The organism is Nocardia wallacei (genome assembly GCF_029868745.1).
Lineage (GTDB): Bacteria > Actinomycetota > Actinomycetes > Mycobacteriales > Mycobacteriaceae > Nocardia > Nocardia wallacei_B.
Genome location: NZ_JARWOP010000065.1, coordinates 1 through 13,389, shown reverse-complemented (window position 1 = coordinate 13,389; position 13,389 = coordinate 1). Strand labels below are relative to the sequence as shown.

Genomic DNA, 13,389 nt, shown 5'->3' with positions numbered 1-13,389 from the left:
GGGGGGGGGGGGGTTCCACCCCCGCCGGGGTCCTAAAACACCCCACCCCCCCCCGGGGGGGGGTGTTCCCCCCCCCCCCAAACACCACCCCCCCCCCCCCGCCCCCCCCCCCCCCGGGGGGCCCCCGGTCATTTGCGCTGTGCAGTACCGGACAGGCCTGTCTGCCTTGGCTGGACTCCTGCATCGAATCCAGTTACGACGGAACCGGTCCGGACCGGAGCTCATCCAACTTCATATGACGGAACCACAGCTGTATCCCAGCCGGTATCACCCGTCGGAGCCGAGCTGCCACCGAACCCCGTCACCAACGCCGCGACACCGGATCGCGCTAGCAGTGCGGTGGTGAGCACCTGGCCGCGGTGTGGACGTCTCTGAGCGGGACGCATATGCGGAAACTGGACACGGCGTGCCGGACGTCGAACATTGACCCGCGGACTATCGAATGACGGGAAAGTCGTGGGCGGAGGCATTCGCCCTCCTTACCCGGGCTGTCGGGCGTGAGATCGGCCGGGGTGCCAGGACAGTCGCCGAGGGGTACGAGCGAACCGGCGACGTGGCCCGCAGGAGTGCTCGAGAACTATCGAACGCCGACAGGGGATTTCGCCACGAATTCGATGGCGGCGAGCCGCCGTCCTCGCCTCCGCGGTTCGAATTCGGGCCGGTACCACCGGATCGGTATTACAACGGAGCACGGTTGTGGCAGGTCGATCAAGTATTTCCGAGGGCCTTCAGCGAAACGGCAACCTCAGAAGGCTACATTCGTTCGGCATCACACAGCTCCGCCGGTGACGTCGTATACCTGACCGATGACAACGGCATCGCCGGCGTGTACGGAACGATCACGAGCTGGACCGATGTCCGCGACGGCGCGATGCGGTTCCACCCCGCGGGCATGGTCCTGGGTATCGACGCCCGTCGGATCCGTGTGAATCCGGTGGCCGCGGAAGGACATTCGGCTGCCAACTTCATCGAAGGCGTCAGCGACCGGGTTTACACCACGCCGGGTCGCGTGGACACGTCCGAGATCGTCAGTGTGGAATTTCAGACCTATCCCGATATCATCGCCGACCCCGAGGCAAATCTGGTTGCCGATGGTTTTCCCGGCTTCGAGGGTTTGAGACAAGAGTCGCTACGCGACCCCGCCATAGTCGCCGATCGGCTCTCCCATATCGCCGACGCCGTCCGCAGAAACTATCCGACTATCGACGTCTCCGTCGGTGCCAACCACCTCTCCAGCGACGAAGCCGTCAGAACCTTCCTGGCAACCTGAGGCGGACCACAAGGCGATCCGTTTTGTCCTGTTGCGCAACGTCATCGAACACCTGGGCGACACTCTGGCAGTCCTCTCGGTACAGCCGTGTGCGACACTGACGCCGTGCAGCCGAAGCGTAGGGTTCACTTCGTGGGCAGCTTGCCCGCGCAGCTGGACAGTCCGGAAAAGGCGATGGGGTTCGCCGTCGATACGGCCGGGGAGTTCCTGGACGGCGTGGTTCCTGGCGGTGAAGCGGATCCGTATCGCGCCCAGTGGTACATCAGGCCCGTCATCGACAGGCTGGACAGCATCCCGGCGCTGGAGCCCGTGCGGCGCGGTGATTGGTCGACGTTACGCTCCCGCAACACCTTTCGGCTTCGCGCGGGCCGATCGCTGGGCGAAGGCGATGTCGACGCGGCGCTCGGCTACGCGGAGGAGACCAGGCGTGCCGTCGAGGCGTTGGAGGCTCTGCGCCGCACCGATCCCGGACTTCGCTTGCAGGTAGGCATACCGACGCCTTTCGTCATCGGTTTCATCGCTTTCGAGGCACGAATGCTCGTGTTGCGTCGCCGCTCGGCCGGCCGTGGTGACCGGGCCTTCCCTTATTACCGCCCGATTGTCGACGCCACTGTCAGAGAGATCGTCCGTATCCACGAGGCGTTGGGGGACAAGGTCGTATTCCAACTCGAACTGGCCGCGGAGACGCTGCTCTGCGCGCGGATGCCCGGGGGACTGCGGCAGGGTCCGGCCGCCCTGGCAGGTCGAGCGATCGCACGCCTCGTCGCACGGGCGCCCCACGGTGCCCGTTTCGGAGTGCACCTGTGCTACGGGAGCCTCGACGACAAGCCGGTCGTGGCGCCGAGATCGACGGCCTCGGTCGTCGATCTGACCAACGCGATAGCGCGGTACTGGCCCGCGGGGAGACATCTCGATTTCGTCCATGTGCCCATCGGCGACGGCAAACAGGCGCCGGTGCGGCCGCGGTATTACGCGCCCCTGACACGCCTCGAATTGCCCGCCACCACGCGACTTGTCGCCGGGCTCGCGCATCCGGCGCAGCCGCTCGCGCAAGCGCGACAGGGCCTGGCGGCGGCGGAGGCGGCCTACGGCGGCCTGTTGGACGTCGCGGCCCCGTGTGGTCTAGGCCGCTATACGACCGTCGATCGGGCGCGGTCCGCAGTAGCACACGCGGTCGCCTTGGCCGAAACCGATCTGTGAGACGGAGTTCCGGCACCGGCGGTACCTGGGGGCAGCACATTGATCCGGTCCCGGGCAGCGGAGAGAAGGCATTCGCGCCTGCCGTCGAGTATTGGAACATGTTCTGCCAGAACGAAGTTCGCCGATAACACGGACCGAGAGGTCGGTTCGACCGGGCGGAGTAGCGCGACGTTCGAGCAACGCATACGCGCCACAACAGATCTCCGGAGGAGCACACACCCGAGGCGCTGGTCGGCTACGGTTGCACCCGTGGTCGAAGGAACTGAAGGGACTGCGCCGGAGCACAACCGGATACCGCACCCACTCGATCCCGGTGAGCTGAGCTCAGCCCGGGTGTACGACTACCTATTGGGCGGAAAGGACAATTACGACGTCGACCGAGACATGGCCCGTCAAATGCTGTCCACCGCACCCGAACTCAAGACCCTGGCCTGGTTCACCCGGGGTTTCATGCGCAAAGCGGTCGAGATGGCCGCCGATGCCGGTATTCGCCAGTTCATCGATCTCGGCTCGGGTATCCCGATCTCACCCAATGTCCATGAGGTGGCTCGCGAGATCGAACCGTCGGCGCAGGTCGTGTACGTCGACTACGACCCGGTCGTGGTCGCCCATTGCGAAGCGCTGCTGGCCGGACCACCCGGTATCTCGGCACTGCTGGGCGACGTTCGCCATCCCCTCGACATCCTCGACAAACTGCACGACGGCGCCCTGATCGACCTCGACAAGCCGGTAGCCATCACGCTCGTCAGTGTGCTGCATTACATCATGGACGACGAAGACCCCGCCGGGATCGTCGCCGCCATCCGCGATCGGCTGGCACCGGGCAGCTACCTGACGATCACGCACGGCTCCAGCGACTCCGACCCGGAGATACTCCGAATATTGACCGGCACCAAGGACACTCCGGCCCAAGTCTGTTTCCGGTCCACACCGCAGACGGAGGCATTCCTGTCCGGCTTCGAGCTGCTCGAACCCGGTGTGGTGCCGGTACAGCAGTGGCTGCGCCCCGGCTTGCCGGACACTCGAATGGTCATGCTCGGTGCGATCGGCCGCAAACCCTGAGGAACCGATGTGACAGGAGTAGTCTCTAACACGCCAATCCGTTGGCCGCCTGCACATTCGAGCGTGCATCAGGTGCTGCCCCAGTCGATCCAGAGGATGAAGAGATGAAGACCCTCAGAATTGTCGCTGGTGCCGTGTCGACGATCGCCACGATCGCCGCTGTTACGACCGGCGCCTCGGTTGTCAATGCCCCTGCCGCCTCCGCCGCTCCCGGCGAGTTCCTCCTCACCAAGGAGGTCCCCACCCTGGAGGATCTCGACGCCCAAGTCGCGTTCCTGATCGAAACACCCGCCTCCGACGAAGCCAAGGCCGCCAATATGGAAGGCGGCACAAGGGCTGTCGTGGTCGCGCGCACTCTCTACAACATCGGCATGTACCGCGCTCCGCGTGGGTCGAATGAGATCACCGGCCCCGAAACGCATGACGGCAACGTGCACACCGCGATGTTGCGCAGCAAGACAGCGGGACAACCGGATCTGGTTGCGCGCGTGGTCTGGAAGCGCATCGACGGTGTCTGGAAGCTGTCCAACAGCTCCGTGTGCGAGGGCGTCAAGGCCGTCGGGCTGGCGATGGCCTGCGACTTCTGATCGGCTGCGCGCGCCGGTGATCGAAATCAGTGACCTCACCCTGAGCTACCCGGGTGCGACCGTCCTCGAAGTCCCCGAACTGACCGTGGCCGACGGGGCACTCACCTACCTGATCGGCCTCAACGGCACCGGCAAAACCACGCTGCTGCGGTGCATCTGCGGTGTCATCGCGCCTGCCGTCGGCACCGTCCGGGTCGACGGCACCCTCGTTCGGGCTCAGCACACCACGCCGGCCACGCTCGGAATGCACCTCAACTACCGGGCTTTCGATCCACGTCACACCGCACGCCGGCACCTGCGCTGGATCGCCCGCGCGCGCGGCATATCCCCCGGCCGGGTCGGCGATGTGCTCGAGATCGTCGACCTCGTCCGGGTCGCCGATCGCCGACTGGGGCACTATTCGCTCGGGATGCTCCAACGTGTCGGCATCGCCGCCGCGTTGCTCTCCGAGCCTCGGACCCTGCTGCTCGACGAACCTCTCAACGGCCTCGACATCGCGGGCATCCGCTGGATTCGGGAACTGCTGCGCCAACTCGCCGATGCCGGGACCTGCGTCCTGGTTGCCACGCACCTGCTCGACGAGGTCGAACGCAACGCCGACCACATCGTCATCATCGGCGACCGGCGCGTTCTGACCGACCAGCCGTTCACCCACCTCATGGACACCCTGGAGCCGGGCGAGACCAGCCTCGAGGACGCCTACCTGCGAATCGCCGGCCTTCCTACCGACGTCACGGTGAGCGTGGCCCCATGAGCAGCCCCGGTCCGGCCACCCTGATCCGCCGCGGCATCGCCGCCGAATGGACCCGCACCACCGGACGTAGCTTCCTGTGGACCGCCGCAGTCCCCCTCACCTTCGTGCTGCCGCTGGTCGTCACCTTCGGAATCGCCGCTGTCGCAGAACGACTCGCGTCCCTGCCGGGACAGAGTTACGTGGCCACGGTCTCCACCACCAACTCCGTGTACTGGGTGATCACCTTGTCCGTGTCGGTCATGATGGTCACCGCCGCCTACGCCCACGCCACCCAATGGCGTGGTCAGACAAGCGATCTCAACGCGTTCCTGTTCGCGCGGTCCTGGACGGTCGCGTTGGCCAGGTGGATCTACTACGGAGCCATCACGGCGATATCGACCGTTGTTCTGCTCGTCGTCGTCATGGTCACGCTGCCACACCTGTTCCCGCAAATCTATGGCGCCGTGGACATTACGGACTCCGCCGGTATCCGATTCCTCTGGACCGTCCCGTGCTACGCGTTCGCCGCCTGCGGTGTCGGTGTCGCTGCCGGGTCGCTGATTCGCACTCCGTCCGCCGCGGTCGCCGTCCTCCTGTTCTGGGTGTATGTGGCCGAGAACTCCCTCAATCTGCTACCCCACGGCTACACCTTGCAGGCCTATGCCCCGTTCCTCAACGCCGTCGCGGCAACCGGCCAGGAAGTCGCCTTCCTCCCTCGCTTCGGCCGCACCGGATCTCTGCTCTACTTCGTTCTCGTCGCCGTCGCCCTCTTCGTTCTCACCGCCGCCCTACCCACCCTCACTCGCCGGATATCCGGATATCGCAGGGCGACGCCGCTCACCAAATCAGGTACGGCCTGAGCCGAGCCCGGCCGCTGGTTTACGCAGAGACCGGGAGAACCTCTAGCGGAAGACTTTTCATTCCAGGGATCGGACCCATGGCGCGCGGGGACTTCTTTGTCGCGACCGGCTGGAACTCCCATTTCGACAGCAAACTGTGGAGCGTCGTTTGCAGGGCCATCCAGGCATAATTGTTGCCGATGCACATCTGATTGCCCATGCTGAACGGAACGAAGCTCCGGCATTTCGACCCGGAACCCGAGGCCGACCATCGATCGGGGTCGAAAGTGTTCGGATCGGCGAAAATATTCGGGTTGCGATGAACAGCGGCGATGCTGTAGCCGATATCGGTCCCGGCGGGAAATGTGTATCCGTCGAGTTCTACCGTGGTGACGGTGCGTCGCGTCTGCAGTAGTGGCGAATGGAACCGCGTGACCTCGTTCAGGAACCGGTTCAGATAGTCGAGCTGGTCGAGACTTCGGGGGCCGAGTCCCGCTGCCGCGGAGATCTCTTGCTGCAGCTTCGCTGCCACCTCCGGACGCTGTGACAACTCGTACAACGCCCAGGTCAGCGTGGCGGTCGAGGCGTCGATCCCGCCGAACAGGACGGTCACCGCCTGCTCTGCCAGGAGCTTGTCGCTATGGCCCTCCGCATCGGAGGAATACAGCAGGACGTCGAGCAGGTCGTTGTGGCGATCGCCGCTGGCCCGGCGCTCGACGAGCAGCTTCTGGCAGTAGTCCCGCAATTGCGTTCCGGCCGACAGGAATTTGCGGTTCACCGGCAATGGCAGGCTCGCCACCTTCTTGGGCAGAACACTACCGACGATGGCGCCTGCGCCGATATCCCCGATCAGACCCGAGATGAACCTTAGTTCCTCGGCATCGGGCTCGTGCGAGAACATGGACCCCAGCAGGTTGGCGATCACCACTTCCAGCACCGCGGAACGGGCGTCGACAATCTGGCCCGGCTGCCACGAACTCGCCAGCGCATCCGCGTTGCGTTTGATGACGTGCGCGTAGCTTTCCAACTCTGTGCGATGGAACGCCGGTTGCAGCAGACGACGAAGATCCCTGTGTTGCTGACCATCCGCGACGATCAACGACTCCCCGAATATGAGGCGGATACGTTCGAACAGGAGCCCGCGCTCGTAAGCGTCGGAATTCTCTACCAGCACCCTGTGGAGTAGTTCGAAATCGGTAATGACATAGACAGCGAGACTTCCGATATCGACACGCGCGATTTTCCCGACATCGGCCAGATCCACCATGAACTGAACCGGATCACGCCATATTCTCCAGCCGTGTCCGACAACAGGCAGACGGCCGGGACCGCACGGCACGTCACGAATGTCCACTGTGTATCTTGCCCCTTCGTTCAACAGATCCAAGGCCGGGGACTGCGGCGGATCCGACCACGATCGCTGAGCCCAGCATCGTTCCACACGTTACCTCAGCCCGGATTCCCACGATGGCCGGTTGACAAGCGAAAACATCTGTCCCGCAGCGCATGATGATCTTGCTGCGATGTGCTATTACCCCTGCGCGCGGAGCCGCCGAGTAGGTCGGCCGCCCACTACGGCATCCGTAATGTCCTCGGCGAGGAGGGTTTCCAAGCGCGTCACCGCACCGTCCTGTGCGGCCGCGAGAAACGCCCGCAGCAACCGGTCGTGGACTTCCCTCGGCACGGCTGCCTGCCGCGGTTCGGCCAGATGCGAACGGGCGCGACGCGCCAGTTGCCGGGCGTTGGCGACACTGATCCCGAGTCGCGCGGCGATATCGAGGAACGGGTAGTCGAAGGCCTCGCGCAGCACGAAGACCGCGCGTTCGGTGGGCGACAAACGTTGCAGCAGCAACGTGACGGCGTCCGCCAGCGCGGCGGACTGCTCGCTCAGCAGCGACGGGTCCTCGCCGCCGGGCACCTGCCCCGGTAACCAGTGATCGACCGGGATCTCCCGGCGGGCCCGGGCCGAGCCGACAGAATTCAAGGAGACCCGCGTCGTGACAGTGACCAGGAAGGCGAGTCCGTCCCGGACCTGCGCGCGGTCGGTGCGCTGCCAGCGCAGCCAGACGTCCTGCACGACGTCCTCGGCGTCGGCCGCCCGGCCGAGCATCCGGTAGGCGATTCCGAACAGCCGCGGGCGGACATCCTGGAAATCCGTCAGCCCGGTCGCCTCCGGTGCCGATTCCCGGGTGAAGTCCGGCTCGGGCAGGGCGGTTGCGGTGTTCATCGGGCTCATGGCGACGGTCCTTTCGCGAAGCAGCCCGGACGAGCCGCACCTCAACGGTCGCCCGCCGCGAACGCCGGTCGCGCCCTTGGAAATACCGGGCGAATCCCTGGGGCAGGGCAACCAGGGACACGTGCCCGTGCCTTCCGACCTGCTTCGCGCGGGTGGCATCATGTGCTGGCCCCGTACTCACCGGGGTTCGGGTCTCGGATGCGGTGGTGGTGATGTCGGGCAGCGAGCAGCCGCGCACGCTGCGCGGCAGACGAAACGAATGCGAGCCGCTGGATCGGTTGCTCACCGAGGCGCGCTCGGGTACGAGCCGGGTGCTGGTATTGCGCGGCGAGGCGGGCATCGGCAAGACGGCGCTGCTGGAATACCTGGTCCGCAACGCCGCGGATTGCCGGATCGCGCGGGCCGTCGGCGTCGAGTCCCAGATGGAGTTGGCCTTCGCGGGACTGCATCAGCTGTGCGCGCCGATGATGCACAATCTCGAGCACCTGCCCACCCCGCAGCGCGAGGCCCTGGCCGTCGCCTTCGGCCTGAGCGCGGGCAGCGTGCCGGACCGGTTCCTGGTCGGGCTGGCGGTACTCGGCCTGCTGGCCGAGGCCGCAGAGGAACAGCCGCTGCTCTGTGTCGTCGACGACGCGCAGTGGCTCGACCAGGTGTCCGCGCAGACACTGGCTTTCGTCGCGCGCCGACTGCTGGCCGAACGGGTCGCACTGGTGTTCGCGGTGCGCACTCCACCGGTCGAGGAGGGCCGGGATCTCCTCGCGGGTCTGCCCGAACTCACTGTCCGCGGCCTGCGCGACAGCGACGCCCGGGCGCTACTCGAATCGGCGATCCCCGGGCGGCTCGACGACCGCGTCATCGATCGCATCGTGTCCGAGGCCCGGGGCAACCCGTTGGCACTGCTCGAATTGCCGCACGGGCCGACCGGCGCCGAACTCGCCGGCGGCTACGGACGCCCGGACGCGCGACCGGTGGTGACCCGAATCGAACAGAGCTTCCTGGGCCGCATCGAGGCGCTCTCCGCTCCCGCGCGCCGATTGCTGCTGGCGGCGGCGGCCGAGCCGGTGGGAGACCTGACATTGCTGCGGCGGGCGGCCGAACGGCTCGGCACCGGGGCGGACGCCGCGGCCGCGGCCGAGCGTGCCGGACTGATCGAGTTCGGGGCACAGGTCCGGTTCCGCCATCCGCTCGTCCGGTCGGCGGCCTATCGCGCCGCGGACCCCGGGGAACGCCGAGCGGTGCATCGCGCACTGGCCGAGGCGACCGATCCGGTCGCCGACCCGGATCGGCGAGCCTGGCATCGGGCAAGCGCCACGGTCGAACTCGACGAGGAGGTGGCCGCCGAACTGGAACGTTCCGCGACGCGCGCCCAGGCTCGCGGCGGCGTCGCGGCGGCGGCCGCGTTCCTGCGCCGGGCCACCGGCCAGACTCCCGATCCCGCCACGCGCCGTACGCGCGCGTTGGCCGCGGCGCAGGCGGCGTTCGAGGCCGGTGCCCCGGACACTGCCCTCGAGCTACTCACGGCAGCGGAACTGGGCCCGCTGGACGAACTCCGGCGCGAGCGGCTGGCACGGCTGCGCGCCCAGATCGTCTTCGCGCGCAGGCGCGGCGGGGACGCGCTGCCGCTGTTGCTCGACGCGGCGCACCGCATGGCGACGCACTCGCCGGACCAGGCCCGTGAGACGTACCTCGACGCGATCGGATCGGCGGTGTTCGCCGGCCGGCTGAACGGGGCGGACAGCGTGCGCGCGGTGGCCGAGACGGCGCGCGCCGCGGTGCCGGGTACGGGGCGGCGGCCGGTCGACACGCTGCTCGCCGGTCTGACCGCGCGCTTCGCCGACGGCTACGTCGTGGGCGCGAAGCCGCTGTTCGACGCGCTGCGGGCATTCCGCGGTGCGGCCGCGGACAACGACGATGTCATGCGGTGGCTCTGGCTGACCTGGCCCGCCGCCGCGGACCTGTGGGCAGACGAGGCGTGGCACGAACTCGGCACGCGGGCTGTCCAGACCGCGAGAGAGACCGGCGCGCTCAACTTCCTGCCCTTGGCCCTGACCTATCGCGCGGCCGCGCACCTGTACGCCGGCGAATTCGACGTGGCCGCGGCGCTGGTCGAGGAGGCCGACGTGCTTACCGAGGCCACCGGCAACTCACCGCTGGGTTACACCGCGCTGCTGCTGGTCGCCTGGCGGGGCACGGACCCACAGGCACTGCGCACGATCGAGTCCGGCCTGCGCCGGGCGGCCACCTGGGGTGAGGGCAGAACGATCGGCACGGGCAGCCAGTTGCTCGCGGTGCTGCACAACGGCCAGGGCCAATATCAGGCCGCACTCGCCAGCGCCGAAAAAGCTTGCGAATACGACGATCTCGGGTCCGTCGGGCATGCGCTCACCGAGTTGGTGGAAGCGGGCGTGCGGACCGATGCGCACGCGGCGGCCCGGGCGGCCCTGCGGCGGCTGGAACGGCGTGCGAAAGCCAGCGGCACCGAGTGGGCCCTCGGCATGCTGGCCCGTTCGCGGGCGTTACTCAGCGCGGGCGACGCGGCCGAAACGTCGTATCGCGAAGCCGTCGAACGGCTTTCCCGCAGCCGGGTCGCGGTGCATTTGGCCCGCACCCACCTGGTCTACGGCGAGTGGCTGCGCCGCGAGAACCGGCGGGCCGACGCTCGCGAGCAGCTGCGGATCGCCTACGAGATGCTGCACCGCTTCGGCGCCGGGGCCTTCGCCGAGCGGGCCCGCCGGGAACTGGCCGCCACCGGCGAATCCGTGCGCCGGGGCGCTGTCGAGGTCTCCCGGGTCCTCACGGCCCAGGAGATCCAGATCGCCAGGCTCGCCGGCGACGGCCTGACGAACTCCGAGATCGGCGCGGAGCTGTTCATCAGTCCCCGCACCGTGGAATGGCATCTGCGCAAGGTGTTCACCAAGCTGGACCTCACCTCGCGCAAAGAACTCCGCGCGGCCCTGGACCGGTGAAAGCGGCTGTGCGCTACCAGCTTTGACCGCCGGACCGGACGACTACCTCACTGACGGCCACGTGCCGCTCCCGCGTGACGATGTAGGCGATCACATCGGCGACATCGTCGGGCAGCAACGCCGACATCGGGTCGATGAGCGGGCCGGCCGTCTCCTGCGCCGTGTGATCGACCACACCCGGCGCCACCACGCTGGCCCGCACACCCTCGGAAAGCAGTTCCCGCCGTAGCGATTCGGTGAATCCGTCGACACCGGACTTGGTCAGGTTGTAGACGCTGCCGGGTGGCCGCGCGGTCCGCCCCGCCACCGAACCCACGTTGACCAGGTCCGCCACCCGCCGCGGCGAGGTCGCCGCCGCATCGATCAGATACGGCAGGGCGGCGTGCGTAATATGCACGAGCGCAGACACATTGAGCGAAATCATCCGATCCCACTCCTCGACCGGTGTGTGCAACGCCGTGTCGAGCACCATGACGCTGGCGCCGTTGATCACGACATCCAATCGGCCGAACAGGTCATGGGCGTCCTCGACCGCTCGGTAGGCCAGCGCCGGTTCGGTGATATCGGCGGCCACCGCGACGGCGTGCCCGCCGCCGACGGTGAGGTCTTCCGCCAGCCGGTTCAGCCGGTCGCCGCGCCGGGCGACCAGCGCCACCGCCGCCCCTGCCCCGGACAGACGCCGCGCGGTCGCTGCCCCGATGCCGCTGCTGGCACCGGTGACCAGCGCGACGGCTCCGGCCAACGGACGATCTGACATGACTGCCTCACTTCCCTGGTTCGAGACGATCGGCGGGCGGCGCCGACCCGCTCAGCGTCGCGCGTCCGGCACCCCGGTCGCCCCCGGGAGACACCCTGGTCTCGCGGACCAGGGTCCGAGACAGGCGGCTATTCGCTGTGCGGCAGGGCATCCCGGAGCTGCCGCCGCGAGGTGATCGACAACTTCGTGAAAATTTTGCGCAGATGCCACTCGACCGTGCGCGGGCTGAGGAACAGCCGCGCACCCACCTCCGGATTCGACAGTCCCGCGCCCACCAGCAGCGCGATCTGCCGCTCCTGCGGCGTCAGCTCGTCCGGGCTGGGTTCGATCGTGCGCTTGCGAACCTTCTCCCCGCCGGCGAGCAACTCGCGCCGGGCGCGTTCGGCGAATGCCGCCATGCCGATCGATACGAACATGTCGTAGGCCGTACGCAACTGGCCGCGCGCGTCGACGCGGCGGGACTGCCTGCGCAACCACTCGCCGTAGAGCAGATGGGCGCGCGCCAGCTCCGGGCGCATCAGGGTGTTGCTCAGCCTGCGGATCGCTTCGCGATACAGCTCGTCTGCCGCCTCGTCGGCCAGCAGTGCCCGGCAGCGGGCGAGAATGCCGTGCGACCACTCGGTGTCGGCCGCCTCCGCGACATCGACCAGGCGGTCGAACGCCTCCCGGGCGGCCTCGTCGTCGTGCACCCGCACCGCGGCCTCGATGAGTTCGGGCAATACCCACACCGAGACCACCAACTGGGCGATGCGAGTACTGGCCTGCGCCGCCGCCAGCGCCTCCGCGTAGCGGGCGAGGCCGTTGTAGAGCACCGCGGCCGCCCAGTGCGCGGTGGTGACGCCGGTCAATTGCCCAGCGGCGGCGGTCTGTTCGATCGTGGTGGCGATGAGCGGCGCGGCCTCGTCCTCCCGGCCCTGCATCGCGGTCAGGATCAGGGTCGTGTACGGCGCGAGCGGGACGCCGGTGGCGGCGGCGAGACCTTCGGACTCCGCGACGATCTCGGCCGCCGTCGCGAAGTCTCCGATCAGCGAGGTCGCCGCGCCCAGCGAGGCGAGGTAGATGGGCAGCTCGGTCAGGATGCCCGCGGCGCGCACCACCTCGGCCGCCCGCGTATAGGTCTCGATCATGATCTGTTCGCTCCAGACCGCGGGGCTGAGACCGCACGCTGCCCAGCCCCATCGCAGCACCTCGGGCACCGGTAGCTCGACCAGCGCGTCCATCGCCCGCCGCAGGGTGGTGATGGCGGTGCCCAAGCCCTCCGTGACGAGCAGCGCGCACGCCTCGAGCACCAGGTCGATGGAACGCGGATCGCCTTCGGGGACAGGAAGTTTCCGGATCGCCGTCGAAATCGCCACCAGGCTGTCGGCGTCGGCGGCGCCCCAGGCCGCCGCGCCCCAGGCGAGCAGGTACGTCTCCCGCGCGAGCGCCATGTCGAAGGGCTCGAGCCGCCGGGCCGCCGCCAGCAGGATAGGGGGCGCTTCGTTGTTGAACCCGGCCGCGTGCGCGATCCGGCCGCGCACCAGATGTGCTCGGGCCCCGAGGTATTCGCTGTGCGCATCGAGTTCGGCGATATCGAGGAAGCGCCGCGCGGCGTCCAGGTCACCCGCGCGGACGCTGGCGTGCGCGGGCGCCCCCGCCCCCACCCCGCCGCGGGGGGGGCCGGCGGGGAGGAATAACGCCCGCGGCGGGGGCGCCGCGGCCGCGGGCCGTCCGCCCCCGGCCGGGGGGCGGGCGGCGGG

Annotated in this window: 11 protein-coding genes; 7 read left to right on the top strand and 4 right to left on the bottom strand. The window is 68.1% G+C overall.

Annotated elements, in window-relative coordinates; genetic code table 11:
* Positions 1-694: 694 nt before the first annotated feature.
* The 6 genes from QH470_RS04075 to QH470_RS04050 all read left to right on the top strand — a co-directional run bounded on the left by QH470_RS04075 (position 695) and on the right by QH470_RS04050 (position 5,712).
* Complete coding sequence (locus QH470_RS04075; protein WP_280270893.1) at positions 695-1,270, top strand: hypothetical protein; 576 nt, start codon at positions 695-697, stop codon at positions 1,268-1,270.
* 132 nt (positions 1,271-1,402) lie between these two features.
* The gene (locus QH470_RS04070) at positions 1,403-2,470 is read left to right on the top strand and encodes a hypothetical protein (RefSeq protein ID WP_280270892.1); all 1,068 of its coding nucleotides are present in this window, start codon (positions 1,403-1,405) and stop codon (positions 2,468-2,470) included.
* Positions 2,471-2,719: 249 nt separating this feature from the next.
* A complete protein-coding gene (locus QH470_RS04065) occupies positions 2,720-3,532 on the top strand; it encodes an SAM-dependent methyltransferase (protein ID WP_280270891.1) in 813 nt (270 codons plus the stop codon).
* 104 nt (positions 3,533-3,636) lie between these two features.
* Positions 3,637-4,119, top strand: a complete 483-nt coding sequence (locus tag QH470_RS04060) for an MTB12 C-terminal domain-containing protein (protein WP_280270890.1) — start codon at positions 3,637-3,639, stop codon at positions 4,117-4,119.
* A 16-nt stretch (positions 4,120-4,135) separates the two neighbouring features.
* Positions 4,136-4,873: an ABC transporter ATP-binding protein gene (locus QH470_RS04055; RefSeq protein ID WP_280270889.1), complete on the top strand. Its 738-nt coding sequence runs from the start codon at positions 4,136-4,138 to the stop codon at positions 4,871-4,873.
* Positions 4,870-5,712, top strand: coding sequence for an ABC transporter permease (locus QH470_RS04050; RefSeq protein WP_280270888.1), 843 nt, complete (start codon positions 4,870-4,872; stop codon positions 5,710-5,712). Before QH470_RS04055 ends, QH470_RS04050 begins: the two co-directional genes overlap by 4 nt.
* Before the next feature lie 19 nt (positions 5,713-5,731).
* Here QH470_RS04050 and QH470_RS04045 read toward each other — a convergent pair whose 3' ends face one another.
* Together QH470_RS04045 and QH470_RS04040 are read right to left on the bottom strand one after the other, a co-directional pair.
* Positions 5,732-7,045 carry a cytochrome P450 gene (locus tag QH470_RS04045; protein WP_280270887.1) on the bottom strand — a complete coding sequence of 438 codons (1,314 nt, stop codon included), beginning with the start codon at positions 7,043-7,045 and terminating at the stop codon, positions 5,732-5,734.
* Between the two features lie 177 nt (positions 7,046-7,222).
* Positions 7,223-7,927, bottom strand: coding sequence for a sigma-70 family RNA polymerase sigma factor (locus tag QH470_RS04040; RefSeq protein ID WP_280270886.1), 705 nt, complete (start codon positions 7,925-7,927; stop codon positions 7,223-7,225).
* A 212-nt stretch (positions 7,928-8,139) separates the two neighbouring features.
* Between QH470_RS04040 and QH470_RS04035 the strand changes: the two genes are divergently transcribed.
* Positions 8,140-10,893 (top strand): helix-turn-helix transcriptional regulator, encoded by a 2,754-nt coding sequence (locus QH470_RS04035; RefSeq protein ID WP_280270885.1) that lies wholly within the window; start codon positions 8,140-8,142, stop codon positions 10,891-10,893.
* 13 nt (positions 10,894-10,906) lie between these two features.
* On the opposite strand, the gene QH470_RS04030 is transcribed toward QH470_RS04035, so the two are convergent.
* Both QH470_RS04030 and QH470_RS04025 read right to left on the bottom strand, forming a co-directional pair.
* Positions 10,907-11,650, bottom strand: coding sequence for an SDR family oxidoreductase (locus QH470_RS04030; protein ID WP_280270884.1), 744 nt, complete (start codon positions 11,648-11,650; stop codon positions 10,907-10,909).
* A 128-nt stretch (positions 11,651-11,778) separates the two neighbouring features.
* A partial coding sequence (locus tag QH470_RS04025; protein WP_280270883.1) for a helix-turn-helix transcriptional regulator occupies positions 11,779-13,389 on the bottom strand: 1,611 nt, incomplete at its 5' end.

What these genes read in the sequence shown, in the direction of transcription:
- QH470_RS04040 (WP_280270886.1), bottom strand. Translation starts at nt 7,927, where the DNA reads ATGAGCCCGATGAACACCGCAACCGCCCTGCCCGAGCCGGACTTCACC.
- QH470_RS04030 (WP_280270884.1), bottom strand. Translation starts at nt 11,650, where the DNA reads ATGTCAGATCGTCCGTTGGCCGGAGCCGTCGCGCTGGTCACCGGTGCC.
- QH470_RS04050 (WP_280270888.1), top strand. Translation starts at nt 4,870, where the DNA reads ATGAGCAGCCCCGGTCCGGCCACCCTGATCCGCCGCGGCATCGCCGCC.
- QH470_RS04035 (WP_280270885.1), top strand. Translation starts at nt 8,140, where the DNA reads ATGTCGGGCAGCGAGCAGCCGCGCACGCTGCGCGGCAGACGAAACGAA.
- QH470_RS04060 (WP_280270890.1), top strand. Translation starts at nt 3,637, where the DNA reads ATGAAGACCCTCAGAATTGTCGCTGGTGCCGTGTCGACGATCGCCACG.